The sequence below is a fragment of the Nocardia sp. NPDC003979 genome, from assembly GCF_053605015.1.
Window position 1 is genome coordinate 350,356 of the sequence record NZ_JBSGIJ010000002.1, and the last position, 25,354, is coordinate 375,709.

Consider the following 25,354-nt stretch of genomic DNA (forward strand, 5'->3'; position numbering starts at 1 on the left):
TTAACGAATGCGAGCCGAATCATGTTGCCGACTATTTGCGGCCGTGATCCGTCGCTCTTCCTCACAGCCGGTCCCCTCGCGTCGGACGGGCGAGCGGTGACCCCTGTGCGTAGGGTGGCGGGCATATCGAGCCGGGCCGGGTAGTACGACGAATTCGCGTTCACTCCTGGCCGGTTGCGGCGCACCGGGCGATTCAATGGAATAGTTGGGGCCGCACGCACAGGACCAAAGCGAAAGCGGGGATGTTGGTGACTTCGACGGAAGGTGTGAGCGGGCCGAAGCTGGCGAAGGACGCCGGTACGGCAACGCCGAGCACCCTGGAGCGTGACGTCCAGACTCTCGAGAAGGCGATCTACGAGGTCAAGCGGGTTATCGTCGGCCAGGATCGGCTCGTCGAGCGGTTGCTCGTCGGTGTGCTCGCCCGTGGCCACGTCCTGCTCGAGGGTGTGCCCGGCGTCGCGAAGACTCTTGCCGTGGAAACGTTCGCCAAGGTCGTCGGTGGTTCGTTCTCGCGGGTGCAGTTCACCCCCGACCTCGTGCCGACCGACCTCATCGGTACCCGCATCTACCGGCAGGGCCGCGAGGAGTTCGACACCGAGCTCGGCCCGGTGGTCGCCAACTTCGTGCTCGCCGACGAGATCAACCGCGCGCCCGCCAAAGTGCAGTCGGCCCTGCTCGAGGTGATGGCCGAGCGCAAGCTGTCGATCGGCGGCAAGACCTACCCGATGCCCGATCCGTTCCTGGTCATGGCGACCCAGAACCCGATCGAGAGCGAAGGCGTGTACCCGCTGCCCGAGGCGCAGCGCGACCGCTTCCTGTTCAAGGTCGTGGTGGACTACCCCTCCGTGGAGGAGGAGCGCGAGATCATCTACCGGATGGGTGTGAGCGCGCCGGAACCCAAGCAGATCCTCGACCCCGAGGACATCATCCGCCTGCAGAAGGTGGCCGCCAACGTCTTCGTGCACCACGCGCTCGTCGACTACGTGGTCCGCGTCATCAGCGCCACCCGCACCCCGGCCGAGTTCGGTATGCCCGACGTGGCGAGCTGGATCTCCTACGGCGCCTCCCCGCGTGCCAGCCTGGGCATCATCGCCGCCGCCCGCTCGGTCGCGCTGATCCGTGGCCGCGACTACGTGGTGCCCCAGGACGTGGTCGAGGTGATCCCGGACGTGCTGCGCCACCGCCTGGTGCTGTCCTACGACGCACTGGCCGACGAGGTTTCGCCCGAGGACGTCATCAAGCGGGTGCTGCAGACCGTCGGTCTGCCGCAGGTCGCGCCGCAGGCCGTCGGCGGCCCGCAGAACTCGCAGCCGCCGGTGCCCCAGCCGCCCGCTCCCCAGTCCCAGCCTGCGCCGCAGCCGGTGAACGGGCAGCAGTCCCAGCCCGCCGGCCACGTCGCACCCCAGTGAGTGCGCCGGAACCCGTTGCCCGCGTGCCCGAGCCGTCTCACGTACCGCCGTCGTTCCGGGCGGGTGAGCTGACCGATCCGAAACTGTCGGCCGCGCTGAAAACGCTCGAGCTGACGGTGCGCCGCCGTCTCGACGGTGTGCTGCACGGCGACCACCAGGGCCTCATCCCCGGCCCGGGTTCGGAGCCGGGGGAGGCGCGGCTGTACCAGCCGGGCGACGATGTGCGCCAGATGGATTGGTCGGTCACCGCCCGCACCACCCATCCGCACGTGCGCCAGATGATCGCCGACCGCGAGCTCGAGACCTGGCTCGTGGTCGACCTGTCGTCGAGTCTGGACTTCGGCACCGGGCGCGTGCAGAAACGCGACCTGGCGATCGCCGCGGCCGCGGCCATCACCCACCTCACCTCCGGCGGCGGCAACCGCATCGGCGCCGTCGTCGCGACCGGTCAGGATCTGGTCCGGATTCCCGCGCGCGCCGGGCGCCTGCACGCCCAGACCATGCTGCGCGGCATCGCGACCACCCCGCACGCCCGCGACGGTGTGCGCGGTGACCTGAAGGCGGGCATCGAATCGTTGCGCCGCCCGCAGCGCAAACGTGGTCTCGCCGTGGTGATCAGCGACTTCCTCGGCGACGTGGACTGGCAGCGTTCGCTGCGCGCGATCTCGGCCCGCCACGACCTGCTCGCGGTGGAGGTGCTCGACCCGCTCGACATCGCCCTGCCCGACGGCGGTGATGTCGTGCTGCACGATCCCGAGACCGGGCACACCCGCGAATTCAGCGTCACCCCCACGCTGCGCGCCGATTTCGCCGCCGCGGCCAACGCGCAGCGCGAACAGGTGCATCAGGCGCTGCGCAGTTGCGGCGCGCCGGTGCTGACCCTGCAGACCGATCGGGACTGGATCGCCGACGTGGTCCGGTTCGTGTCCACCCGGCGCCACAATCTCGGCGCCCCGAGCGGGCGGGTGCCTCGCCAGTGAGTATTTCGCATTTCACCGCCGCCGCCTGGCTCGGTTTCCTCCTCGTCGTCGCGCTGCTCGTCCTCGGTTACGTGCTCGTGCAGCGCGCCCGCCACAAGCGGATGCTGCAGTTCGGCAATATGACCGTGCTCGAGCGGGTCGCGCCGTCGCGGCCGAGCCCGGTGCGGCACGTGCCGATCGCGCTGATCCTGGTGGGGCTGATCCTGCTCACCATCGCCGCCGCCGGGCCGACCGCCGTGCAGAAGGTGCCGCGCAACCGCGCGACGGTGGTGCTGGTGATGGACGTGTCGCTGTCGATGGAGGCCACCGATGTGCCGCCCAACCGGCTGCAGGTCGCGCAGGAAGCGGGCAAGGACTTCGTCGAGGGGCTGACCCCGGGTATCAACCTCGGTTTCGTCACGTTCGCCGGAACCGCGTCGGTGATGGTGTCGCCCACGACCAATCGTGAGGCGGTCAAGCACTCGATCGACAACATCAAGCTGGCCGAACGCACCGCCACCGGTGAGGGCATCCTGACGGCCCTGCAGTCCATCGACACCCTCGCCGCGGTGCTCGGTGGTGCGGAAACGCCGCCGCCCGCGCGCGTGGTGCTCATGTCGGACGGCAAGCAGACGGTGCCCGACGACAAGGACATCGACAACCCACGCCACGGTTTCACCGCCGCCCGCCTCGCCAAGAACAAGGGCATCCCGGTGTCGACCATCTCCTTCGGCACCGAATGGGGCACCGTCGAGATCCCCGATTCCGACGGCGGCGGCTCGCAGCGGGTGAAGGTCCCCGTGGACAACGACTCGCTGCGCGAGATCGCCGAGCTGTCCGGCGGCGATTTCTACACCGCCTCCTCACTCGCCGAACTCACCGCCGTCTACGACACGCTCGAAGAGCAGATCGGCTACGAGACCACGCGGGGCGATGCCAGCAGGCCGTGGCTGCTCGGCGGCATGTTGTTCGTCGCGGCGGGCGTGCTCGTCAGCTTGCTCTATCGTCAACGCCTGCCCTAGCTTGCCGTACTCGGCGTTGTGAGCAGTCGCAACGGTGCGACCCTGACGCCGGGCCCACGAACCAGAACAGATAGGTTGGACCCTATGTCGAACGTCACATCCCGGTCGGTGCTGGTCACCGGCGGTAATCGCGGAATCGGTCTCGCGGTGGCCCAGCGCCTGCTCGCCGACGGGCACAAGGTCGCCGTCACCCATCGCGGGTCGGGCGTGCCCGAGGGACTGTTCGGGGTGAAATGCGATGTCACCGACAGCGAGTCGGTCGATCGGGCGTTCACCGAGGTCGAGGAGCACCAGGGTCCGGTGGAGGTGCTGGTCGCCAATGCGGGCATCACCGACGACACGCTGCTCATGCGCATGACCGAGGAGCAGTTCACCAAGGTCATCGACGCGAACCTCACCGGTGCGTTCCGCTGTGCGAAGCGCGCCAACCGCGCCATGCTGCGTGGCCGCTGGGGCCGGATGATCTTCCTCGGTTCGGTGGTGGGTATGAGCGGTCAGGCCGGTCAGATCAACTACGCGTCCTCGAAGGCCGGCGTCATCGGCCTCGCGCGTTCGGTGACCCGCGAACTGGGTTCGCGGTCCATCACCGCCAACGTCGTCGCCCCCGGTTTCATCGAGACCGACATGACCGCGGATCTTCCCGAGGACATGAAGGAGATGGCGAAGAAGTTCATCCCGCTGCAGCGCCTCGGTCAGCCCGAAGACATCGCCGCTGTCGTCAGCTTCCTCGCCTCCGAGGACTCCCGCTACGTCTCCGGCGCCGTCATCCCGGTCGACGGCGGCATGGGCATGGGCCACTGACCCGCTGACCGACTCCCCGTGGCGGGCGATCAGCCCGCCGCATCCCCGAATCGCAGGAGAACCGAAAACCCATGGGCGGACTGCTCGAAGGCAAGACCATCCTGATCACCGGCATCATCACCGATTCCTCGATCGCGTTCAGCGCGGCGGCGGTCGCGCAGGAGCAGGGCGCGAAGGTGATCATCACCGGCATCCCGGAGCGGCTGCGGCTGATCGACCGCATCGCCAAGCGGCTCCCGCAGGAGGTGCCCCCGGCCATTCCGCTGGACGTCACCAACGAGGAGAACCTCGGCGCGCTGGCCGATGCCATCCGTGAACTGGCGCCCGAGGGCGTCGACGGTGTGCTGCATTCGATCGCGTTCGCGCCCAAGACCCTGATGGGTCCCGACGCGGTGCCGTTCCTCGAGGGCCCCGGCCCGGATGTGGCCAAGTCCTTCGAGATCTCCGCCTGGAGCTACGCCTCGCTGGCCCGCGCCGTGCTGCCGGTGATGAACGAGGGCGGCTCGATCGTCGGCATGGACTTCGATCCGCGCGTGGCGATGCCGTACTACAACTGGATGGGCGTGTCCAAGGCCGCGCTCGAGTCGGTGAACCGGTACGTGGCCCGGGAAGTGGGCTACGCCAAGAAGATCCGCTCCAACCTGATCGCCGCCGGCCCCGTGAAGACCCTGGCCGCCAAGGCCATCGCCGGTACCGCCACCGACGACGCCAAGCAGCTGCGCCAGCTCGACGAGTACTGGGACGGCGCGTCGCCGATCGGCTGGGACGGCGCCGACGCGCGCGCCGTGGGCAAGTCGATCGTGGCGCTGCTCTCGGATTGGCTGCCCGCCACCACGGGCTCGATCATCTACGTCGACGGCGGCGCGAGCCACAACATGTGGTTCCCGGAGAACTTCACCGCCAACTGATGGCCGACGCGCTGCTGCTGCTGTCGTTCGGCGGCCCCGAGGGTCCCGAGGACGTGCTCCCGTTCCTGGAGAACGTCACCCGGGGCCGCGGGGTGCCGCCGGAACGGCTGGCCGAGGTCGCCGAGCACTACCTGCATTTCGGCGGGGTCTCGCCGATCAACGCCCTCAACCGGCAGATCATCACCGCGTTGGAAGGCGATCTGGCCGACGCCGGACTCGACCTGCCGGTGTATTTCGGCAACCGGAACTGGCATCCGATGGTCGAGGACACCGTCGCCACGATGACGGCCGACGGTGTGCGCTCGGCCCTGGTGTTCCCCACGTCCGCGTGGGGTGGGTATTCCGGCTGTCGCCAGTACGACGAGGACATCGCCCGTGCTCGCGCCGCCGTGGGTGACGGCGCGCCGGAACTGGTGAAGCTGCGCCAGTATTTCGATCATCCGCTGCTGATCGCCTCGTTCGCCGACGCGATCACCGCCGCGGTGCAACAGCTTCCGGCCGACCATCGTGAGGGCGCGCGCCTGGTGTTCACCGCGCACTCCATTCCCGTCGCCGCCGACAATGTCGCGGGACCGCCCGCCGACGGTGGCCGCCTCTACAGCAGGCAGGTGGCCGAAGCCGCCCGATTGTGTGCCGCCGCAGCCGGTTTCGCCGAGTACGACGTGGTGTGGCAGTCGCGGTCCGGCCCGCCGCAGGTGCCGTGGCTCGAACCCGACATCGTCGATCACCTGGATGTGTTGCACGGCAAGGGAATCGACGCCGCCGTCGTGTGCCCGGTCGGTTTCGTCTCCGATCATCTCGAGGTGATCTGGGACCTCGACAACGAGGCTGCGACCCGCGCCGGCGAACTCGGGATGGCTTTCGCCAGGGCGGCCACGCCGGGCACCGACCCGCGTTTCGCCCGGATGATCGTCGAGCTGATTCAGGAACGGCTGAGCGCGGGCGACGTCCGTGAGCTGGGCGAAGTCCCCGGTTACGGCTGCACCGTCAACGGTGCGCTGTGCGCGGTCGGCTGCTGCGAGATGCCGAAGCGGCCCGCGCGGCCGTGAGCACAACCGCATAACCATTCACCGTCTGCCCGTCGAACGCGGGTAGGCTGGGCGGTTGTTGTGATCGACAGATCGGAGGCATCCGATGCGCTCGACAAGACGCCGTCACGCGGCCGCGCTGCTCCTGCTGCCCGTCGCCGGAACGTTCGCCCTGGCCGGCTGCGGCGGTGATTCCGGGTACGAGACCGGCCCCGAACCGACCGAGCCGACCATGTCCCAACCGACCGTCGACAGCCTGTGCAGCATCCTCGACTCCCAGCAGGGCACCTGGAAGGCGCTCGGCCCGGAGGTCGGCCGGGTGGCGTTCAACGGAGCCATGCGCCTGTGGGCGCTGCGCGACACCACCGCCAATGCCGCTGTCTCCTACGACCGCTACGTGGTCGACGAGGTCACCGACCGCAGCTGCCCCGAGGTCCGCGCCGACACCCTCACCGTCCTCGACTATCCGGACATGAAGACCGCGCTGAACGGATTCTGAAGCGGCGGTTCCCCGTTCGCGCGGCGGGTGCGTTAGCATCGCCGGTGTTCATCGGCCGGGAGGGTCGAACATTCGTGACGGGGAGGTCCGATGATCAGTGCCGATATCGCCGAGATAATCCTTGCCAAGCCGGGCCGGGGTGGTCGTGGTGGCGGCAGCAGGGGCGGCGGCGCGCTCATTCCCGGCTGGTTGTGGCTGGTCCTACTCGTGATCGTGCTCATCGTGGCGCTCCTGATATTCCGTGCCTACCGGAGTAGCCAGAACCGCACCGCGCCATTCTTCCCGCCGCAACAGCTCCCACCCGGGCACCAGCAGCCCTACCCGCAGCAGACGCCGAACTACGGTCATCCGCAGGGCGGATACGCGCCACCGCAGGCGCCGTACCCGCCGCAGTATCCGCAGGGTCAGTACCCGCCCCAGCAGCCGATGCCCTACCCGCCCCAGCAGGCTCCGTACCCGAATCAGCCCCAGTATCAGCAGCCGTATCGCTGACCTGACACCGCCGGGAATCGCCTACAGCACAGGGCTTTCGGCACCGACAACCGAATGCTGCTCGTCGACGACCCCGTGATCGGGCACGCATCGGGTACCGCCCACCGCATCAGGCCGGTGGGCGAGCTGCGGCGTGGATGGCGACCAATCGCGCCTGGCGAATCGTGTTCCACAGCGGACGCAGCAGCGACTCGTGGGCGCCGATGGCGGTGGCCGAGGTCGGTGACGACGCCGGTTCGTGTTCGGCGACAGTGAGAATCGCCGCGACGTGATCGGCGGTGTCGAGAATCCGCTTGGCGCGCAACGGGATCGAGTCCGGATAGGCGTGCTTGGCGTAGTCGGCGAGCTGGGCTTCGATCTGCTCGCGCGGGTCGGCGTCGGACGGGCCGATCGAGGTGGTGTGCAACTGCATGAGCGCGTCGGCGGCGTCGCGCACGGCTTCACGCATCGTGTATTCGGCGGCACCGAGCGTCATGTCCGGGTCGCCGACGGGCGGGACGATCACGCTGTAGACAGTCCACTGCAGGGTGTCGTCGTCGTCCCAGTGCGGGATCAGGCCGGTGCCCTCATGGCCGGGGACACCGATCAGGATGCCTTCCTCCGCGTCGATCGCGTCCGCGGCGAAGGCGGTGCCCACCGGTAGGCCGCGCACGTCGCCGGGTGCGGGCAGGACCAGGCGCAGGTGTGCGCCCGCAGGGGCCATCGCCTCACGGATCACCTTGAGCAGCGGCATGGCGCCGGTGCCGGGAAGGTCACCGCGGGAGGTCCACGGTAGGTCGGTGCGGCCGCCGGTGGCCGGGTCGCCTGCGGCGATGGTGTGGCGCGGCGCCCAGGCGTGCAGCGACTCCAGCACGTCGTCGGGCGCGCTGGTACCGGCCAGCCAGGAACCGGCCCAGACCGTCAGCGTGGCACTGGGAGAGCACATAATCATCGAGCATAAAGGTTCGCCCGGATCCGTGTGCCGGGTCTGACCTGCGGTCGAGCTACTCGGGTTCGGTGACGAAGTCGATGAGCCGTTCCACCGCGCCGATCAGCGGTGCCTCGAGATCGCGGAACGAGTCGACCGCGTTGTACACCCGCCGCCACCCCTCCTGCGGGGTGCCCCAGCCGAGCCTGCGGCAGATGCCGGTCTTCCAGTCCTCACCGCGCGGCACCGTCGGCCAGGCCTCGATCCCGACGGCGGCCGGGCGCACCGCCTGCCACACATCGATGAAGGGGTGCCCGGTGACCAGGACGTGCGGGCCGAGCCCGGTGGTGAGCTGGGACTCCTTGGAACCGGTCACCAGGTGGTCGACGAGCACCCCCACTCGCGCCCCCGGCCCGGGCCCGAACTCGGTGAGCCGGGCGCCGAGATTGTCGAGACCCTCGAGATGTTCCACGACCACGCCCTCGACCCGCAGGTCGTGGCCCCACACCCGCTCGACGAGTGCGGCGTCGTGCACGCCCTCCACCCAGATGCGGCTGCCGCGGGCCACCCGCGCGCGCAACCCCTCTACCCGCGTCGAGCCGGACGCGGAGCGGGTCGGCTGCTTGGGTGTGGTGACCTTCGGGCGGACGAGCGTCACCGGTTTGCCGTCGATGAGGAACGCCGCCTCGCGCAGCGCGAACAGGCGGACCGCCCCGCGCCCGTCCTCGAGTTTCACGAACTCGCCGTCGTAGCTGCGGTCGAAACCGACTACGGCACCGCAGAATCCGCTCGCCGCGTCCTCGACCACCAGGTCCCGTTCGGCCGCCACCTGCGGTACCGGCGTCTTCTTCGTCCGGTTGTGGCCTGCGTAGATATCGCCGCCGTACATGTCACGCGCACTCACCCGCCCGAGCTTAGAGCCGTCGGCACCGGGGCAGCGGGAGCGGCGCGCGAAAACCGTTGGACCACAAGATCGGCTCCGGGGCGGGCGACGCCGCCCGCGCCGGCCCGATCGGGGCTAGGCTTGGGTGGTGGCCGCAATAATCTGGCTGATCGCGGGCCTAGTGCTGGCGGCGGCCGAAATGCTCACCGGGGATCTCACGCTGCTCATGCTCGGAGTGGCGGCGTTGGCCACCGCGGGCGTCAGTGCCGCCGCGGGACTGCCGCTGTGGGGCGACGCACTCGTCTTCGGCGTGATGGCCGGGGTGTTGTTCCTCGGGGTTCGCCCGGTGCTGCGTCGCAGGTTCGGTACCCCACCGCCCACACCGACGAATGTCGATGCGCTGACCGGGAAGTCGGCGCTCGTTCTCGAGGACGTCGCCGAGTATTCGGGTCGGGTCAAACTCGGTGGCGAAGTGTGGACGGCGCGTCCGCTCGATCCGAGCGAAGTCTACGAAGCCGGTGTGACCGTCTATGTGATGAAGATCGACGGCGCCACTGCCGTCGTCTGGAAGGGTCCTTAGAGTCCATGGTTGCCTTGATCGTGGCCGCTGTCCTCGTCCTGCTGGTCGTGGTGGTGGTTTTCAAATCTATTGCGCTCGTACCGCAGGCCGAGGCGGCGGTGATCGAACGGCTCGGCCGGTACTCGCGCACGGTGTCGGGTCAGCTCACGTTCCTCGTCCCGTTCGCCGACCGGGTGCGCGCCAAAGTCGACCTGCGTGAACGGGTCGTGTCGTTCCCGCCGCAGCCGGTGATCACCCAGGACAACCTCACCCTGCAGATCGACTCGGTGGTGTATTTCCAGGTCACCAGCCCGCAGGCCGCGGTGTACGAGATCAGCAACTACATCGCCGCCGTCGAGCAGCTCACCGTCACCACCTTGCGCAACGTGGTCGGTGGCATGACGCTCGAGGAGACGCTGACCTCGCGCGACCAGATCAACAACCAGCTGCGCGGTGTGCTCGACGAAGCCACCGGCCGCTGGGGTCTTCGGGTGGCCCGGGTGGAACTCAAGTCCATCGACCCGCCGCCGTCGATCCAGGAGTCGATGGAAAAGCAGATGAAGGCCGACCGCGAGAAGCGCGCCATGATCCTCACCGCCGAGGGCACCCGCGAGTCGCAGATCAAGACCGCCGAGGGCGCCAAGCAGGCCCAGATCCTGTCGGCCGAGGGCGCCAAGCAGTCGGCGATCCTGTCGGCCGAGGGTGAGCGGCAGAGCCGCATCCTGCGGGCACAGGGTGAGCGGGCCGCGTCCTACCTGCAGGCCCAGGGTCAGGCCAAGGCCATCGAGAAGGTGTTCGCCGCCATCAAGAACGGCAAGCCGACACCGGAACTGCTTGCCTACCAGTACATGCAGACGTTGCCGATGGTCGCGCGCGGCGACGCCAACAAGGTGTGGCTGGTCCCCAGCGATTTCGGCAAGGCACTCGAGGGATTCGCCCAGAACTTCGCCACCAAGGGCGACGACGGGGTGTTCCGGTACGAACCGAACACCGAGGACACACCGCCGGTGAAGATCGAGGACGACTCCGACGTGGCCGACTGGTTCGAGACCGCCTCGGACCCGAAGATCGAGCAAGCGGTCCGCGCCGCCGAGGCCACCGCCCGTCAGCCGGTCGAGGGTTTCGAACCGACGCTGCCGAAAAACCTTGCGCCCAAACCGGAACGCAACCTTCCCGAACCGCCGCCGGTTGGCCCGGCCCAGTCCCAGCCGGGTGACCCGTACGGCCGCCCCTGGCAGCCGCCGCAGCAGTCGTAACCAGCACTCTCCGTGCGGGTTTCATCGAAGGCCCGGACCGGTAGTCGGCATTCGACACCGGTCCGGGCCTTCGTGGTCAGCGGGGGAGCGGGAGGAGTTCGACGAGGGTGCCTCGGCCGGTGCCGGGCGGGAGGACTGCCAGGGCCTGGCAGCCGATGAGGCCGGCCAGGTGGGGAGTGTGGGCGGGGCCGGTGCTGCGCCAGACGCCGCCGGTCTGTTGCTGGACGGGGACGATGCGGGTGGCGTCGCCCGCCATCACGCCCGCGTCGGAGAGCCTGCCCCACATGGTGGGGCCGGGGGTGCGCAGGGTGAGCGCGTCGATGACGGCGGGGCCGACGGCCAGCAGGGCGGCGACGGCGGCGAGCGGATTGCCGGGCAGGCCGAGCAGGACACGGCCGTCGGGGAGTTGGGCGACGAGGGTCGAGCCGCCGGGGCGGATCGCGACCCGGTCCACGACGATGCGGGCACCGAGGTCGGCGAGCAGGGTGCGCAGGTGGTCGGCGGCGCCCCGGCCGGTCGCGCCGACCATCACCACCAGGTCGGCATGCGATTTCAGGGCGAGCCAGGAACGCAGCAGGTCGCGTTCGTCGGCCAGATGCCACAGCCCGGTGCTCTCGATATCGCAGCAGCGCAGGAACTCCGGCAGCACCGGACCGAGCGAATCGCGGGTCTCGCCAGGGCCGAGCGGGCCGACCGCTCGGATCTCGTCACCGGTCATCACCACATCCGCGCGCAACGGCCCACGCACCGTGACGGTTTCGGCCTCGGCACTGAGCGCGGCCGAGACCAGCGCGGCCGACACCCGTGTGCCTGCGGGCGCCAATTGGGTTCCGGTGGACCAGTTCTCGCCTTGCCGCCGGGTGTCGTCGCGTACCGGGGCATCGGGCGCGCGCAATACCACCGGTTTGCCCGACACCACGGTGGTGACGATGTGTTCATCGCGCAGAGTGGCCGTGGTGCCCAACGGGGTGGCGGCTCCGGTCGCGATCCGCACCGCCTCACCCGGAGCGAGCACCACCGAACAGGGACGCCCCGCGTACCCGACCTGCTCGTGCACCCGCCACCACGGACCCGGCCCCGCGACCGCGTAACCGTCCATCGCCGCCGTATCCACCCGCGGCAGCGGCGTGGCCGCACGCAACGGCACCGCCAGCGTTCCGCCGAGCGCCTCGGTCACCGGTAGCTCACGCACCCCCACCGGCTCCAGACCCGCCGCGATCCGCGCACGCACCTGTTCCAGCCCGCACCGCGTCACCGCGACGATCTCCGCCCGCGCGCTCACCACCACGTCCAACCTTCCGCCCGCCGATACTCCGCCCATCGTCCGCACCCCCCATTGCCTGCGATTTTCTCCCCAGTTGCCGCCCGATAACGTTGTCCTCACCCCCGCCGGTCACCGCCGGTGCGATGCCGTCCGGCGTGGTCGTGGTGCGCGGACCGGATTCGCGTGGCTGAATGGAGGGGTGGATACGGGACAGCGGAAGCGGGCACAGGCGTTTGTCGAGCTGCATCGGTCGGGGTGTTTTCTGTTGCCCAACGCGTGGGATGCGGGGAGTGCGCGAGTACTGGAAGCCGCCGGGTTTCCGGCGATCGCCACGACGAGTGCGGGGATCGCGTTCTCCTACGGCAGGCCCGACCACGACTTCCACGCATCCGAAGAGGACGGGCGGGTCGACAAGGGCACGATGATGCGCCGGATCGGGGAGATCACCGGTGCGGTGGGAATACCCGTGAGCGCCGATCTCGAGGAGGGGTACGGGCCGGACGCGCAGGCCGTGGCCACCACCATCGCGGAGGCCATCGCGGCCGGAGCGGCGGGCGGGAACATCGAGGATTTCACCGGTGAGCGCGCGGCCCCGCTGTTCGAGGAGGTGCACGCCGTCGACCGGGTGCGTGCCGCCCGCGCGGCGGTCGCGGCCAGCGGTGCGCCGTTCGTCCTCGTCGGCCGCACCGACGTGTTGCTCGTCGGCGGCGGGCTGGACGAGGCGATCCGCCGGGGCAACGCCTATCTCGCGGCGGGCGCCGACTGCGTCTTCGTTCCCGGTGCCGCCGACACCGAAACCATCGCCACCCTCGTCCGTGAGCTCGACGGCCCCCTCAATGTCGTCATGGGACTCACCGCCAGCCTCACCATGGCCGAACTCGCCGATCTCGGTGTCCGACGGGTCACCGTCGGCGGCAGCATCGCCCGCATGCTCTACCGCCACCTGTTCGACGCCGCCCGCGAACTGGCCGACCGCGGCACCTTCACCTACGCCGAGAACCAGCTCGGTCAGGACGCGCTGAACGACATGTTCACCCGCCGCGACCTCCGGAGCGAGTAGGTCAGGGCCGCGCACCGCGCAACTCGAGAAGCACACCGAGCGAGCCCATTTCGCGGCTCTGCGATTGCGCCATGGACCTGGCAGCCTGCTTGACCGGTCCCTCGGTGAGCAGGGCATCGGCGGCGCGGGCCATCGTGATTCCGCCCGCGTGGTGGTGGTACATCAGCCGAAGGAACATGATCTCGGCCTCGGCACCCCGTGCCGTGGTGAGGGCGTCGAGGTCGGCCTGTGTCGCCAGCCCCGGCATGGTCGCGGGACCGGTCGAATGGTGGTGCGCCGTCAGCCAGCTCATCGGTGTGGTCGCGGTCGGCGCGGCTCCGGCGAGCTGTGTCCAGCCGAGCAGGGTGCCGATCTCGACCCGCTGGGTGTCGGCGATCTGCTCGGCGAGCGCACGAACCCCCGCGTCGGCGGCGGGGTCGAGCCGTTGCACGAGGATCACGGCCTGCTGGTGATGAGCCGTCATGTCCTGCACGAAACCCAGCTCGGTCGTGTTCAGCACCGGTGCGGGCGTGGATCTTTCGGGCGCGAGCAGCGGGCGCGACGCCGCACCGAGGACGAAGAAGAACACGGCCGCCGCCAGTGCGGCCGCCACCCCGAGAGCCCTCGGGCGGGCAGCGGGCATGCTCATGACCCGAGCGTCGAAACCTGGTCGGCGGGTGCCCGATACACCGACTCGTCCAGATTCAGCACCATGAACCCGTTGTCGGAACAGGTGACGTACAGCTGATTCCCCCGCCACTCGGGCGGTGACATGCACCAGTCCGCCGACAGATCACCGAACGCGACCCGACCCGCCCGCGCCGACAACACCTGCGCCGGATCGAACAACCCGTCCGCCATGGCCCGCAGCGCGGCGGGCGCACTCATCGCGGGGATACCGATGATCGAGGCCAGCGCGTGCGGGGAGTTCCAGATCTCGAGGTTGCGTCCGGTGCGGGCGGGCGGGTTGAAGTACGCGATCTCACGGATCGCGGCGGGGTCACGCACGTCGAACACCCGGATGCCCGAGGACGTCCAGCCACAGGCGAGCGCGGTCGGGTTCGCCGGTCGATCCGCCGTGCAGTAGTGCGGATCGTAGGAGAACAGCGAATTGCCCATGGCCGAACCGATCTGGGCGTCGACGTGCTCGCCGAGATTGATCTCGAGTTTGATTTTGTTCACGATGCGCGGCGCGGTGTCGTCGGAGACATCGATGAGTTTCACCCCGCCGGAACCGCCTTCGTCGACGGTGAACAGATGCGGCACACCGTCATAGGTCACCGGCACGCTGTGCTGGGTGGCCCAGCCGTCGGTCCAGAAGGTGCGCCCGAGGTGGGGGACCTGCGGGTTCGGATCGCGACGTTGCACCGCGCTCACGTCGAGCACGGTGAACCCGCCGAGCGCGGAGATGTAGAGCCGGTTCCCGTCGGGGCTCACCCCGAAGCCGTGCGCCTCGATCCCGGTGAGGCCCTGCCAGATCACGTGCGGATGCGCCGGATCGGTCAGGTCGATCGCGCTGAGCAGGCCGGGCGCGATACCCGAGGCCCAGTAGGTGCGTCCGTCGGGGGAGAAGCCGCCCTCGTGCGTCGTGATCGGCAGCGGCATCGCGGGATTCGTGCCCGGTCCCGGATTCAGCAGCCGGGGATGCGCGCAATCGGAGACGTCGTACACCGACAGGAAGCCCGCGCCGATGGCGAGCGGAACCCCGGTGCCGACGAGCAGTTTGCGCGTCGTGTTGACCTTCAACGTCTCCCAGGTACCGGCCAGCATCGCGGGCTCGGCCAGAGTCGCGGTGTGCCGTGGATTCGCCGGATCGGACACGTCGAGCACCTGCACACCCGGGTGTTCACCGAGCAGGGTGCCGGGAAAGAACGACCCGACATAGACGCAGTGTTCGAAACTGGTGGAGGTGATTCCGGCTCCGCGCCCGGTGTATCCGCCTGCCATCGACATATTGCAGTGGTAGCCCTGCGCGCTGCGACCACTGTCCCGGTCGGCGGCGGGTACGTCCCCCTGCAGTCCCGTCTCCGGCGCGGACCCCGGCCCGCACTCCGCGCGTGGCACCGATGTCCGCCCGATGTCGAAGAATTCGTGCACCAGCTGATCGAAGGGCTGATCGGCGGCCGCGCCCGACGGCAATCCGATCGCGATCAGCGCGGCCACCGCCGCCGGTGCCGTCGCGCGCACGACCCGAGTCCACAGGTGCATCGTTGCCTCCTCGATCCGCCCCCGACGACTACTGACTCAGACAGTCGTCTGTGCGAATCGTAAAGCAACCGAAAGATTGCCGGAGGTGGTTTCGGGGAACCAAGTCAAGGCTGGGTCGTGCCTTACCCGAGGTCCGCATCGATGCGCTGTACGGTTGCTGCAACCGGCCGGTTCGTCTGGGCGGGCCGGGGTGCGTGCGGCCGGAAAGGAATACGGACTCCATGTCTCACAACGCTGTCGACAGATCCCGTGACGCCGACGCGACACCGGGAGCGGTACCCCCGGGAGCATCGCGTAAACCGGGACTCGATCGATTCGTCTTCGCCGCCACCGCGATCGGTGCGCTGGCCTTCGTCGCCTGGGGTGTACTCGACGACGAAAGCCTCGCCGCCGCGGCGAGTTCCGCCCAGAAGTGGGTCATCACCAACACCGGCTGGTTGTTCGTGCTGGTCGCCACCGCGTTCGTGGTGTTCGTGATCTGGCTGGCGGCGAGCCGCTACGGTCGTATCCCGCTCGGCGCCGACGACGAGAAACCCGAGTTCCGCACGGTCTCCTGGATCGCCATGATGTTCAGCGCGGGCATGGGCATCGGGTTGATGTTCTGGGGCGTGGCCGAACCGTTGTCGCACTTCGTGAATCCGCCGCCGCACACCGCCGAGCCGGGCTCACCGGCCGCCGCCGAGGTCGCGATGGCGACCACGCTGTTCCACTGGACGTTGCACCCGTGGGCGATCTATGCCGTCGCCGGCCTCGCCATCGCCTACGGCACGTTCCGGAAAGGCCGCTCGCAGTTGATCTCCTCGGTGTTCCGGCCGCTGCTCGGCCGCCACGCCGACGGTCTCGGCGGCCGTGCGATCGACATGATGGCGATCTTCGCGACGCTGTTCGGCTCGGCCGCCTCCCTCGGCCTCGGTGCCCTGCAGATCGGTGCGGGCATGGAGTTCAACGGCTGGGTAGACGGTGTCGGCAAGATCGGTCTCGTCGCCGTCATCTCGGGCCTCACCGTGGCGTTCGTGTTCTCGGCCGTCTCGGGTATCGAGCGCGGTATCCAGTGGCTGTCCAACATCAATATGGTGCTGGCCCTTGCCATCGCGGCGTTCGTGTTCATCGCCGGGCCGACACTGTTCGTGCTGAACCTGCTGCCGATCGCCCTCGGCGACTACATCGAGATGCTGCCGACCATGGCCTCACGCACCGGCGCCGGTGACGAGGCGATGAAGGCCTGGCTGTCGAGCTGGACGATCTTCTACTGGGCGTGGTGGATCTCGTGGACCCCGTTCGTCGGCATGTTCATCGCCCGCATCAGCCGCGGCCGGACCATCCGCCAGTTCGTCACCGGTGTGTTGCTGGTGCCGAGCGTGGTGAGCCTGCTGTGGTTCGCCGTCTTCGGTGGCGCCGGCATCGCCGAGCAGACCAAGGACCGCGCCCTCACCGAATCCGACGGTTCGGTGGACTCGAACTTCGCCCTGTTCCACCTGCTCGACCAGTACCCGCTCACCTCGATCACCACCGTGGTGGTGATGATCCTGGTGGCGATCTTCTTCGTCTCCGGTGCCGACGCCGCCTCCATCGTGATGGGCACGCTGTCCGAACGCGGCAGCATCGAACCGTCGCGGTGGATCGTCATCTTCTGGGGTGCGGCGACGGGTGCGGTCGCGGCGATCATGCTGGTCATCGCCGATTCCGACAATCTCGGTGGCGCGCTGACCGGCCTGCAGGCGCTGACGACGGTGGTCTCGCTGCCGTTCCTCGTGGTGATGATCGCGATGTGTTTCTCGCTCTACAAGGACCTGCGCGACGACCCGCTGATCGTGCGGGCCGACCGGGGCGCGGAACTCATCGAGATCGCCGTCGAGAAGGGCACCGAGTTGCACGAGGGCGACTTCGCTCTGGTCACCGAGCCCGCCACCGACGAGATCGTCATCGATCTGAAAAAGAAGGACGCCAGCGACTGACCAGTTACTTTAGGTTAGGCTGCCTTTCGTGAAATTGTCTGTGGGTCGGATCGGTCTGGTTTGTGTCACCGCCGCGGTGGCGAGCGTGCTCGTCGCCTGCGGCGAATCCGAGCAGGTCGCGGGTCCCGGCGCGGCGGCAGGCGGCGAAGGCCGCACCAGCTATCCGCTCACGCTGGACAACTGCGGTACCAGCGTCACCCTCGACGCGCCGCCGCAGCGGGTGGTGTCGCTGGATCAGGGATCCACCGAGATCCTGCTGTCGCTCGGGCTCGGCGACCGGGTCGTCGGCACCGCGTCCTGGACCGATCCGGTGCGCGACAACCTCGCCGAGGCGAACAAGTCGGTGCCGCGCCTGGCCGACAACGCCCCCACCTACGAGGTCGTCCTCGACACCGACCCGGACTTCGTCACCGCGTCGTTCGGTCGGCACTTCAAGCAGGGCGGCGTCGCCGATCGCGCCCGGTTCGCCGAAACCGGCATCGACACCTACCTGTCGCCCACCGATTGCGACAACGGGGTGAGCATCAACGGCGGCGGCAAGCGAACCAACGCGCTGACCATGGACTCGCTGTACCAGGAGATCCGCGAGCTGGCGACGGTCTTCGACGTGACCGACCGCGGCGACCGGCTCATCGCCGAGCTGCGCACGCGGGCGGACGCGGCCGTATCGGGGATCACGAAGACGAACGTGTCGATGGCGTTCTGGTTCGCCGACACCAAGAGCCCCTATGTCGCGGGCGGTCTCGGCTCGGCGAACCTGCTCGCCACCACGGTCGGCGCGACCAATGTGTTCGCCGACCTCACCGACGACTGGCCCGCCGTCGGCTGGGAGACCCTGGTCGACCGCAACCCCGACGTGCTCGTCCTCGGTGACCTGCTCCGCAATCGTTTCCCCGGCGACCGGCTGGCCGACAAGACCGCCTTCCTCGAATCCGATCCCGTCACCCGTGACCTCGAGGCCGTCCGCACCAAGCGCTACATCACGCTGCACGGCGCCGAGATGAATCCCTCCATCCGCGCCGTCGACGGCCTGGAGAAGGTAGCCGCGGGCCTGCGCGAACTGAAGGTGCCCAACTGAGTACCGTGCGCGAGCAGGCACGCACCACCCTCGGTCCGGTTCGGGAGCGTCCCCTGGTGCTCTGGACGCTGATCGTTTTCGGTGGGTTCGCCGCGCTCGCGGTGTCGATCCTGATCGCCGTCACCCTCGGCCCGGCCGACATCTCGCCGGTGAACGTGCGCGACGTGCTGCTGAACCACCTCGGGCTCACCGATGTCCCCGTGCGGGTGTCGAAGAACGCGATCGTCTGGGAGGAACGCCTGCCGCGTGCCCTGGTCGCCGCCGCGTGCGGTGCCGGGCTCGGCATCTGCGGTGTGATCATGCAGTCGCTGCTGCGCAACCCGCTGGCCGACCCGTTCGTCCTCGGTATCTCCTCCGGTGCGTCGACCGGCGCGGTGATCGTCGGTGTGCTCGGGGTGGGCGGGGCGGCGCTCGGGTTGTCGGGCGGGGCGTTCCTCGGTTCGCTCGTCGCGTTCGGGCTGGTGCTGCTGCTGGCCCGCATGTCCGGCGGCAGCAACGATCGGGTGATCCTGGCGGGCGTCGCGAGCACCCAATTGTTCTCGGCGCTCACCTCGTTCGTCATCTTCGCGTTCGCCGACTCCGACGAGACACGCGGCGTGATGTTCTGGCTGCTCGGCTCGCTGGAAGGGGTGCGCTGGGACGATGTGACGCTGTGCGCGATCGTCGTGCTGGCGGGTGCGGCGGTGTGCCTGTACTTCGCCTACGTGCTCGACGCCTTCTCCTTCGGTGACGATGTGGCCGCCTCGCTCGGCATCGCCGTCGCCGAGGTCCGCATGCTGTTGCTCATCGTGACCGCGCTCATCACCGCGACCCTGGTCAGCGTCGCGGGCGCGATCGGGTTCGTCGGGCTGGTCCTTCCGCACGCGGCGCGGTTCCTCGTCGGTCCCCGCCACAGCCGGCTGGTTCCGGCGACCGCGCTGCTCGGGGCGGTGTTCATGGTGTGGGTGGACGCGCTCTCACGGGTGGCCTTCGCGCCGACCCCGCTGCCCGTCGGGGTGGGGACGGCCCTGGTCGGTGTGCCCGCCTTCATCGTCATTCTGTCGCGGCGAAGGAGTGTGCGATGACGCTGCACGCGCGGAACGTCACCTGGGACCGGGGTGGGTCGCTCGTCGTCGACGGGGTGAGTCTCACGCCGTCGCCGGGGGAGACCGTCGGCCTGCTCGGGCCCAACGGATCCGGGAAGTCCTCGTTGTTGCGGCTTCTCAACGGGGTAGTGCGGCCGACCTCGGGCGTGGTGACCCTCGACGGTGACGACCTCACCACCGTCAAACGCAGGCAGATCGCGCGGGCGGTCGCCGTGGTGAGCCAGCACGCCGACACCGACGTCGACATCACCGTCGCCGACGTGGTCCGCCTCGGCCGCATCCCGCATCGCGGCGCCTTCGGCGGCAACACCGCCGCCGACGAAGCCGCGGTGGCCGCCGCGCTCGAACACACCGGGCTCACGGCGAAGGCGGACCGCCTGTGGCACCGGCTCTCCGGTGGTGAGAAGCAGCGTGTGCAGATCGCGCGGGCGCTGGCGCAGGAACCGCGTGAACTCCTGCTCGACGAGCCGACCAATCACCTCGACATCCACCATCAGCTCGAATTGCTCGCCCTGGTCACCCGGCTGCCGGTGACCAGCGTGATCGCCCTGCACGATCTGAATCTGGCCGCCATGTTCTGCGATGCGGTTGTCGTGTTGAAGGAGGGCCGGGTCGTGGCGGGTGGTTCGCCGGTCGACGTGCTGACCGCCGATCTGATCGCCGAGGTCTACAACGTGCGCGCCGAGGTGATCACCGACGCGGCGAAGGGCCGGCTGTCCATCCTGTTCGAACCGGGGCCGGTCCCGGTCACCGCACCCTGATCCGCGGTGCCGGGTTCGGGTCGGCCACTGCTCGACCGGTGGTCGCTGTCGCGTGATCTGGTCGCCGCGACTCCGGCGGTGCGATTGCTCGTGCTCACCCAGCTGGCGTTCAACGTCGGCTTCTTCATGGTGCTGCCGTACCTGTCGGTGTACCTGACCGAGGATCTCGGGCTGCGCGCGGCGTTCGTCGGGGCGGTGCTCGGATTGCGCACCTTCTCGCAGCAGGGGATGTTCTTCGTCGGTGGTTCGCTGGCCGACCGGTGGGGTGTGCGACCCATGGTCGTCGCCGGCTGCCTTTGTCGCATAACAGGGTTCGTCGGCCTGGCGGCGGTCACCTCGGTGCCGGGGATCGTGGTGGCGACCGTGTTGATCGGGTTCGCCGGCGCGTTGTTCTCGCCCGCCGTCGAAAGCGCGCTCGCCACCGCGGCCGGGAGCGCGGGGCGGGCACGCACCGAGGCGTTCGCGTTGTTCTCGGCATTCGGGCAGGTGGGGGCGTTCACCGGCCCGCTGCTCGGGGCCTTGCTGCTCGCCGCCGACTTCGCGGTGGCGTGCCTGGTCGCGGCCGGAGTCTTCGCGGTGATCCTGCTCGCGCATCTGCGGTGGTTGCCCCGCACACCCGGTGCACACAGCACCTGGCGCGAGGGCTGGCGGGAAGTGCTCGCCAACAAGCGGTTCCTCGTGTTCGCGGTGGCGATGAGCACGCAGTTGGTCGCCTACAACCAGCTGTATCTGCTGCTGCCGCTCGAGGTGGAGCGGGCGTGGGGTTCGCAGGCGCCGCTCGGCTGGTTCTTCGCGCTCTCGTCGCTGTTCGTGGTGGTCGCGCAGCTACCGGTGACCCGGCGGGCGCGTTCGGCCGCTGCCCTGCCGGTCGGGCTGCTGGTGATGGCGACCGCGTTCCTGGTGATGGCGGTGTGCGCGCCCGCCCGGTGGCACGGCGTGGCGGGGCTGGTTCCGGCGGCGGTGTTCGTGCTGCTGCTGGCGCTCGGGCAGATGATCGTGCTGCCGGTGTCGCGGGACATGGTGGGGCGCATCGCCGGTGAGCGGCGGCTCGGGTCGTACTACGGGTTGCTCGCGTCCATCGGCGGGGTGGGTGTGCTGATCGGCTCCGTGGTCACCGGTGTGCTGATCGATCTGGTGCCCGGGGGGAGTGCGCCGTGGGTCGCGGTGGCGGTCGCGCTGTGCGCGAGTGCTGTCGTGCTGCGGCGCGGCGGTTAGGCGGCGAGCTGCTCCAGGGTGGCCGACAATTCGGTGCAGGCGTCGCGTAATCGTGTGCGGAGCGCGTCGGCGGATTCGGCGACGGCGGCTTGGGCGCGCACGTATTCCGCACGGCCGTTGGGTGTTTCGACGCGCACCGGTTCGTAGCCGAGTTCGCGCAGATCGTATGGGCTGGCGCGCATGTCGAGTTCCCTTGCGGTGCAGGCGAGTTCGAAACAATCCAGCAGCAGGTCCGAGGGGATCAGCGGGGCCAGTTTGAAACCCCATTTGTAGAGGTCCATATTCGCGTGCAGGCAGCCGGGTTGTTCCCGCCGCACCTGGTCGGCGCGGGTCAGCGGCTCGGCATTGCGACCCACCGCGTCGGGGGTGAAGAACCGGAACGCGTCGAAGTGCGTGCACCGCAAGGACATCGACTCCACCACCGCATCGGTCCCGGCATGTCCCAACCGCAACGGCACCTGCTGATGCCGCACCTCGTCGGTGCGGTACACCATCGCCCACTCGTGCAATCCGAAGCACGACAGCTGCGCGGGACGCGTCGCCGTAGCGGTCAGCAACCGCCCGACGAACTCCACCGTTTCCCGCCGCTTCACCAGATACGCCGGGTCGGCCGTGAAGACGTCGTCGCCCACCCGGTGATACCCGCGAGCCCCCACGTACTCCCGCGCTCCCCGCAAACCGATCCCGAACCCCGGATGCCACCGCCGTAGCTGCGCGGGCTTGTTCCCGTAGTAAGTAAACAAGAAATCCACGACCGGGTGGGTCGTTCCCGCCGCCCGCCGCTCCAGATACGGACCGACCAGCCGATCGAGTCGCTCCCGGTGTGCGGACGCAGCAGCCCGCCACTCGACCTCGGGCAATACCCGCAGATCGAGCGCGTAGTCCAGCTCGACGTGCTCGCTCACCCGACCATTCTCTCGCACCGATTCCGCGCCCCGAATCCAGACTCCGGGCCGTCGGCCTCCGAGTATCCGGTGGTGCAGGTGCTTTGTCGGGTACTTAGTTGCATAGTACAAACAAGTAAATATATAGTTGTGTTCTGCAAGTAACTATTCTCATGCTGGGAGTGACTATGGCGGTGTCCCCGGACGCGGCGCAGGGCCTGATCAGAGAGCTGTTCTTGATGGGCCGGGCGATCCGCGCCGCGTTGTCGCACCCCGAGGAAGGGGACCTGCTTCCCGGCGGCGTGGGCGTGCTGGGTTCGCTCGATGCCAGGGGGCCGTGCCGTCAGGTCGATTTGGCCGCGGACTTGTGCATCAGTCAATCGACGCTGAGCAGGCACGTCACCGAGCTGGTGAACTCCGGCAATATCGCTCGCCGCGCCGACCCGCTCGACGGTCGGGCCACGCTCGTCCACATCACCGACAAGGGTCGCGATCTGCTGTGGCGTGTTCGGGAGTCACGGGCACGGGGGTTGCGTGACGCACTCGCCGATTGGACCGAAGGCGAGGCCGAGCAGGCCACCGCGGTTGTTCACAAGCTCAGGGATTCCCTGGCGGCCGCCGCGCACCACACCGGGGAACGCCGAACGGTTTCGTCAGAAAGTCAGGAAGTGGATGTCTAATTCAGTCGGGACCCAGACCGGGCCCGCGCCGGCCCCGATGACGCATCGTCAGGTCCTGGAAGCCATGACGGGCCTGCTGGCAGCGCTGTTCACGGCGCTGCTCAGCACCACGATCGTGTCGACCGCGCTGCCGACGATCATCGGGGACCTCGAGGGGTCGCAGACCGCGTACGCCTGGGTCATCACCACGGCGCTGCTGGCCAATGCCGCGTCGACCCCGATCTGGGGCAAGTTCGCCGATCTGTTCAACAAGAAGCTGCTGGTCCAGTCGGCCATCGTCATCTTCGTCATCGGTTCGGTGATCGCGGGCTTCGCGAGCAACGTGCCGATCCTGTTGGCGGCGCGCGTCGTCCAGGGCATCGGTATGGGCGGATTGACCGCGCTCGTGGTCGCGATCATCGGTTCCATCGTCTCGCCACGCGAACGCGGACGGTATTCCGGCTATATGGGCGCCGTGATGGCGGTGTCGATGTCGGGCGGCCCGATCCTCGGCGGCGTCATCGTCGACAGTCCGCTCGGCTGGCGCTGGTGCTTCTTCGTCTGCGTGCCCCTGGCGGTCATCGCGCTGGTGCTGTTGCAGCGGACGCTGCGGCTGCCGACCGAACGCAAGGAGGGCGTCTCGATCGACTGGTTGGGCGCCGCCCTGCTGACCGCGGGTGTGTCGGTGCTGCTCATCTGGGTGTCGTTCGCCGGAAAGGCGGACTACTACGAGTGGTTCTCCCGCGAATCCGCCTGGTATGTCGGTTCGGGTGTGCTGTTGCTGCTCGCGACCGTCCTGGTCGAATCGCGAGCGAAGTCGCCGATCATTCCGTTGTCGATCGTCACCGAGCGCACCACCGGTCTGGCCATCATCGCCTCGATCGCGGTCGGTGTCGGCATGTTCGGGTCGACCACCTTCCTCGGGCAGTACTTCCAGACCTCGCGCGGCTACTCGCCGACGATGGCAGGCGTACTGACCATCCCGCTGGTCCTCGGCATGCTCGTCGCCTCGACCGGTTCGGGACAGCTGATCACCCGGTTCGGGAAATGGAAGTCGTTCGTCGTCATCGGCGGCGGGTTGCTGGTGGTCGGGTTCGGGCTGCTCTCGACGATCGATCACGCCACCGATCTGTGGCTGGTCGGCACCTACATCGCCATCGTCGGGCTCGGCGTCGGCATGATGATGCAGAACCTGGTGCTGGCCGTCCAGAACACGGTGAGCGTGCACAATATCGGTGCCGCGTCCAGCAGCGTCGCGTTCTTCCGCACGTTCGGCGGCGCGATCGGCGTCTCGGTGCTGGGTTCGGTGCTGGCCACCCGGGTGAGCGAGCTGTCGGCGAAGGGTTTCGCCGAGCTCGGCGTGCCTGCCGGTTCTTCCGGTGGTGGCAGCCTGAATCTTCACGGGCTGCCCGCCCCGATCGTCACTGTCGTGCGCGCCGCCTACGGTGACGCGACCGGGCGGATCTTCCTCATTGCCGCGGGTGCGGCGGTCGTCGCACTGCTGGCAGTCGCCGTACTGCCGAACCGTCCGCTGCGCACCACGATCGACCTCGACCCCGGTCCCGAGACGAAAGATTCCGCGTCGCAGGGTGATCCGACCGATCCGCTGGACGCCGAACTAGCGGCCTTCGCGGATGCGGGCTGGGACCGAGAGCGGATGGGGGAAGGCGCCGAACCGGTACTGTCCGAAGCGGAAAGTGGCGGACTGGTGGACGGTAGCGTCCGCCGCGAGGACGGTCGGGAGCTGGCGGGTGCGGTGCTGACCTTGATCGATCGGGGTGGTCGTCAGGTCGCGCGGGCGAGCAGTGACGCCGACGGCGGTTATGCGATCAACGCACCGACGGCCGGTGGCTATGTGCTGATCGTGTCGGCGTCCGGGCATCAGCCGACAGCGGTCGAAGTGTCTGTCGGCCGACACCCTCAGCGCGTGGATCTGACCCTCGTCGGCTCCGGCGAGGTGTCGGGTGTCGTCCGGACCGACCACGGTTCGCCGCTGCCGGGTGCGACCGTCACGGTGACCGACCTGCGTGGTGAGGTGATCGGGGCCGCCGTCACAGGCGGTGACGGTACCTACGCGTGCCACGGCGTCGTGTCGGGTGTCTATACCTTGGTCGCCGCTGCCGAACACATGCGTCCCAGCGCGATCACGCTGAGCGTGCCCGCCGGTGGCGTGCTCCGCCAGGACATCGAGCTGTCCGCGACGGCGGTACTCACCGGATCTGCGCATGCCGACGACGGCAACCCCGTGCCGAATGCGCTGGTCAGCGTGCTCGACGCCGCGGGTGCAGTCACCGCGACCGCGCGCACCGACGAGAACGGCCGCTATGTCGTGGCCGATCTCCGCGAAGGGCAGTACACCGTGATCGCCCGCGGCTATCCGCCCGTGCGGGATCAGGTGACGGTCTCCGGGCCCGAGGTCGTCCATGACGTGCGGCTCGCCTACGAGCCCGCAGCGGAGACTGTCCGATCCCGTTCGTAGGCTC

24 protein-coding genes are annotated in these 25,354 nt (G+C 68.8%); 18 read left to right on the forward strand and 6 right to left on the reverse strand.

Translation table 11 applies throughout. The features are described 5' to 3' along the window. Positions 1-242: 242 nt before the first annotated feature. From moxR1 to ACWEVR_RS05275, 8 genes are all read left to right on the forward strand, one after another. Positions 243-1,409 (forward strand): chaperone MoxR1, encoded by a 1,167-nt coding sequence (moxR1, locus tag ACWEVR_RS05240; protein ID WP_452465914.1) that lies wholly within the window; start codon positions 243-245, stop codon positions 1,407-1,409. Between the two features lie 23 nt (positions 1,410-1,432). Then, positions 1,433-2,389: a DUF58 domain-containing protein gene (locus tag ACWEVR_RS05245; RefSeq protein ID WP_067493757.1), complete on the forward strand. Its 957-nt coding sequence runs from the start codon at positions 1,433-1,435 to the stop codon at positions 2,387-2,389. Further along, positions 2,386-3,390, forward strand: coding sequence for a VWA domain-containing protein (locus tag ACWEVR_RS05250; protein ID WP_067493759.1), 1,005 nt, complete (start codon positions 2,386-2,388; stop codon positions 3,388-3,390). The genes ACWEVR_RS05245 and ACWEVR_RS05250 overlap by 4 nt, the downstream gene beginning before the upstream one ends. A gap of 84 nt (positions 3,391-3,474) precedes the next feature. After that, on the forward strand, positions 3,475-4,191 hold the full coding sequence (gene fabG1, locus ACWEVR_RS05255) for a 3-oxoacyl-ACP reductase FabG1 (protein ID WP_067493761.1): 717 nt from the start codon (positions 3,475-3,477) through the stop codon (positions 4,189-4,191). A 71-nt stretch (positions 4,192-4,262) separates the two neighbouring features. Continuing rightward, positions 4,263-5,099 carry an NADH-dependent enoyl-ACP reductase InhA gene (inhA, locus tag ACWEVR_RS05260; protein ID WP_067635958.1) on the forward strand — a complete coding sequence of 279 codons (837 nt, stop codon included), beginning with the start codon at positions 4,263-4,265 and terminating at the stop codon, positions 5,097-5,099. Continuing rightward, the gene (locus ACWEVR_RS05265; protein ID WP_452465915.1) at positions 5,099-6,148 is read left to right on the forward strand and encodes a ferrochelatase; all 1,050 of its coding nucleotides are present in this window, start codon (positions 5,099-5,101) and stop codon (positions 6,146-6,148) included. The genes inhA and ACWEVR_RS05265 overlap by 1 nt, the downstream gene beginning before the upstream one ends. Before the next feature lie 85 nt (positions 6,149-6,233). Beyond that, entirely contained in the window at positions 6,234-6,626 is a 393-nt protein-coding gene (locus ACWEVR_RS05270; RefSeq protein ID WP_452465916.1) for a hypothetical protein, read from the forward strand. A gap of 90 nt (positions 6,627-6,716) precedes the next feature. Continuing rightward, positions 6,717-7,118, forward strand: coding sequence for a hypothetical protein (locus ACWEVR_RS05275; protein ID WP_452465917.1), 402 nt, complete (start codon positions 6,717-6,719; stop codon positions 7,116-7,118). Between the two features lie 109 nt (positions 7,119-7,227). Here ACWEVR_RS05275 and ACWEVR_RS05280 read toward each other — a convergent pair whose 3' ends face one another. Together ACWEVR_RS05280 and ACWEVR_RS05285 are read right to left on the reverse strand one after the other, a co-directional pair. Continuing rightward, positions 7,228-8,043 carry a hypothetical protein gene (locus tag ACWEVR_RS05280; RefSeq protein WP_452465918.1) on the reverse strand — a complete coding sequence of 272 codons (816 nt, stop codon included), beginning with the start codon at positions 8,041-8,043 and terminating at the stop codon, positions 7,228-7,230. A 58-nt stretch (positions 8,044-8,101) separates the two neighbouring features. Next, on the reverse strand, positions 8,102-8,914 hold the full coding sequence (locus ACWEVR_RS05285; RefSeq protein ID WP_452466155.1) for a DUF3097 domain-containing protein: 813 nt from the start codon (positions 8,912-8,914) through the stop codon (positions 8,102-8,104). A gap of 142 nt (positions 8,915-9,056) precedes the next feature. Here ACWEVR_RS05285 and ACWEVR_RS05290 point away from each other — a divergent pair, with 142 nt between their 5' ends. Then, on the forward strand, positions 9,057-9,488 hold the full coding sequence (locus tag ACWEVR_RS05290; RefSeq protein ID WP_452465919.1) for an NfeD family protein: 432 nt from the start codon (positions 9,057-9,059) through the stop codon (positions 9,486-9,488). A 5-nt stretch (positions 9,489-9,493) separates the two neighbouring features. Continuing rightward, complete coding sequence (locus tag ACWEVR_RS05295) at positions 9,494-10,723, forward strand: SPFH domain-containing protein (RefSeq protein WP_452465920.1); 1,230 nt, start codon at positions 9,494-9,496, stop codon at positions 10,721-10,723. A gap of 76 nt (positions 10,724-10,799) precedes the next feature. Here the strand turns inward: ACWEVR_RS05295 and ACWEVR_RS05300 are convergent, their stop codons facing one another. Beyond that, positions 10,800-12,044: a molybdopterin-binding protein gene (locus ACWEVR_RS05300; protein WP_452465921.1), complete on the reverse strand. Its 1,245-nt coding sequence runs from the start codon at positions 12,042-12,044 to the stop codon at positions 10,800-10,802. A 142-nt stretch (positions 12,045-12,186) separates the two neighbouring features. Here ACWEVR_RS05300 and ACWEVR_RS05305 point away from each other — a divergent pair, with 142 nt between their 5' ends. Further along, on the forward strand, positions 12,187-13,047 hold the full coding sequence (locus ACWEVR_RS05305) for an isocitrate lyase/PEP mutase family protein (protein WP_452465922.1): 861 nt from the start codon (positions 12,187-12,189) through the stop codon (positions 13,045-13,047). A gap of 1 nt (position 13,048) precedes the next feature. On the opposite strand, the gene ACWEVR_RS05310 is transcribed toward ACWEVR_RS05305, so the two are convergent. Both ACWEVR_RS05310 and ACWEVR_RS05315 read right to left on the reverse strand, forming a co-directional pair. Beyond that, positions 13,049-13,675, reverse strand: coding sequence for a DUF305 domain-containing protein (locus ACWEVR_RS05310; protein WP_452465923.1), 627 nt, complete (start codon positions 13,673-13,675; stop codon positions 13,049-13,051). Continuing rightward, positions 13,672-15,234, reverse strand: a complete 1,563-nt coding sequence (locus ACWEVR_RS05315; RefSeq protein ID WP_452465924.1) for an LVIVD repeat-containing protein — start codon at positions 15,232-15,234, stop codon at positions 13,672-13,674. Before ACWEVR_RS05315 ends, ACWEVR_RS05310 begins: the two co-directional genes overlap by 4 nt. 221 nt (positions 15,235-15,455) lie before the next feature. On the opposite strand from ACWEVR_RS05315, the gene ACWEVR_RS05320 reads away from it, so the two are divergent. Genes ACWEVR_RS05320 through ACWEVR_RS05340 form a run of 5 tightly spaced genes read left to right on the forward strand, consistent with a single transcriptional unit; the run spans position 15,456 to position 21,328 of the window. Beyond that, positions 15,456-17,189, forward strand: coding sequence for a BCCT family transporter (locus tag ACWEVR_RS05320; protein ID WP_452465925.1), 1,734 nt, complete (start codon positions 15,456-15,458; stop codon positions 17,187-17,189). A gap of 28 nt (positions 17,190-17,217) precedes the next feature. After that, entirely contained in the window at positions 17,218-18,267 is a 1,050-nt protein-coding gene (locus tag ACWEVR_RS05325; protein WP_452465926.1) for an ABC transporter substrate-binding protein, read from the forward strand. 56 nt (positions 18,268-18,323) lie between these two features. Continuing rightward, on the forward strand, positions 18,324-19,331 hold the full coding sequence (locus ACWEVR_RS05330) for a FecCD family ABC transporter permease (RefSeq protein WP_452466156.1): 1,008 nt from the start codon (positions 18,324-18,326) through the stop codon (positions 19,329-19,331). Further along, a complete protein-coding gene (locus ACWEVR_RS05335) occupies positions 19,328-20,113 on the forward strand; it encodes an ABC transporter ATP-binding protein (protein ID WP_452465927.1) in 786 nt (261 codons plus the stop codon). The genes ACWEVR_RS05330 and ACWEVR_RS05335 overlap by 4 nt, the downstream gene beginning before the upstream one ends. 6 nt (positions 20,114-20,119) lie before the next feature. Beyond that, entirely contained in the window at positions 20,120-21,328 is a 1,209-nt protein-coding gene (locus ACWEVR_RS05340) for an MFS transporter (protein WP_452465928.1), read from the forward strand. On the opposite strand, the gene ACWEVR_RS05345 is transcribed toward ACWEVR_RS05340, so the two are convergent. After that, positions 21,325-22,197 (reverse strand): 3-methyladenine DNA glycosylase, encoded by an 873-nt coding sequence (locus ACWEVR_RS05345; RefSeq protein ID WP_452466157.1) that lies wholly within the window; start codon positions 22,195-22,197, stop codon positions 21,325-21,327. The two genes, ACWEVR_RS05340 and ACWEVR_RS05345, sit on opposite strands and share 4 nt — an antisense overlap. A 203-nt stretch (positions 22,198-22,400) precedes the next feature. Here ACWEVR_RS05345 and ACWEVR_RS05350 point away from each other — a divergent pair, with 203 nt between their 5' ends. Further along, a complete protein-coding gene (locus ACWEVR_RS05350) occupies positions 22,401-22,892 on the forward strand; it encodes a MarR family winged helix-turn-helix transcriptional regulator (RefSeq protein WP_452465929.1) in 492 nt (163 codons plus the stop codon). After that, positions 22,885-25,350 (forward strand): MFS transporter, encoded by a 2,466-nt coding sequence (locus tag ACWEVR_RS05355; protein WP_452465930.1) that lies wholly within the window; start codon positions 22,885-22,887, stop codon positions 25,348-25,350. The genes ACWEVR_RS05350 and ACWEVR_RS05355 overlap by 8 nt, the downstream gene beginning before the upstream one ends. Positions 25,351-25,354: the final 4 nt, after the last annotated feature.

Coding starts and splice junctions, on each gene's coding strand:
- ACWEVR_RS05275 (WP_452465917.1), top strand. CDS start 6,717: ATGATCAGTGCCGATATCGCCGAGATAATCCTTGCCAAGCCGGGCCGG.
- ACWEVR_RS05335 (WP_452465927.1), top strand. CDS start 19,328: ATGACGCTGCACGCGCGGAACGTCACCTGGGACCGGGGTGGGTCGCTC.
- ACWEVR_RS05265 (WP_452465915.1), top strand. CDS start 5,099: ATGGCCGACGCGCTGCTGCTGCTGTCGTTCGGCGGCCCCGAGGGTCCC.
- ACWEVR_RS05295 (WP_452465920.1), top strand. CDS start 9,494: ATGGTTGCCTTGATCGTGGCCGCTGTCCTCGTCCTGCTGGTCGTGGTG.
- ACWEVR_RS05270 (WP_452465916.1), top strand. CDS start 6,234: ATGCGCTCGACAAGACGCCGTCACGCGGCCGCGCTGCTCCTGCTGCCC.
- ACWEVR_RS05315 (WP_452465924.1), bottom strand. CDS start 15,234: ATGCACCTGTGGACTCGGGTCGTGCGCGCGACGGCACCGGCGGCGGTG.
- ACWEVR_RS05320 (WP_452465925.1), top strand. CDS start 15,456: ATGTCTCACAACGCTGTCGACAGATCCCGTGACGCCGACGCGACACCG.
- ACWEVR_RS05280 (WP_452465918.1), bottom strand. CDS start 8,043: ATGTGCTCTCCCAGTGCCACGCTGACGGTCTGGGCCGGTTCCTGGCTG.
- ACWEVR_RS05300 (WP_452465921.1), bottom strand. CDS start 12,044: ATGGGCGGAGTATCGGCGGGCGGAAGGTTGGACGTGGTGGTGAGCGCG.
- ACWEVR_RS05310 (WP_452465923.1), bottom strand. CDS start 13,675: ATGAGCATGCCCGCTGCCCGCCCGAGGGCTCTCGGGGTGGCGGCCGCA.
- inhA (WP_067635958.1), top strand. CDS start 4,263: ATGGGCGGACTGCTCGAAGGCAAGACCATCCTGATCACCGGCATCATC.
- ACWEVR_RS05355 (WP_452465930.1), top strand. CDS start 22,885: ATGTCTAATTCAGTCGGGACCCAGACCGGGCCCGCGCCGGCCCCGATG.
- fabG1 (WP_067493761.1), top strand. CDS start 3,475: ATGTCGAACGTCACATCCCGGTCGGTGCTGGTCACCGGCGGTAATCGC.
- moxR1 (WP_452465914.1), top strand. CDS start 243: ATGTTGGTGACTTCGACGGAAGGTGTGAGCGGGCCGAAGCTGGCGAAG.
- ACWEVR_RS05285 (WP_452466155.1), bottom strand. CDS start 8,914: ATGTACGGCGGCGATATCTACGCAGGCCACAACCGGACGAAGAAGACG.
- ACWEVR_RS05350 (WP_452465929.1), top strand. CDS start 22,401: ATGGCGGTGTCCCCGGACGCGGCGCAGGGCCTGATCAGAGAGCTGTTC.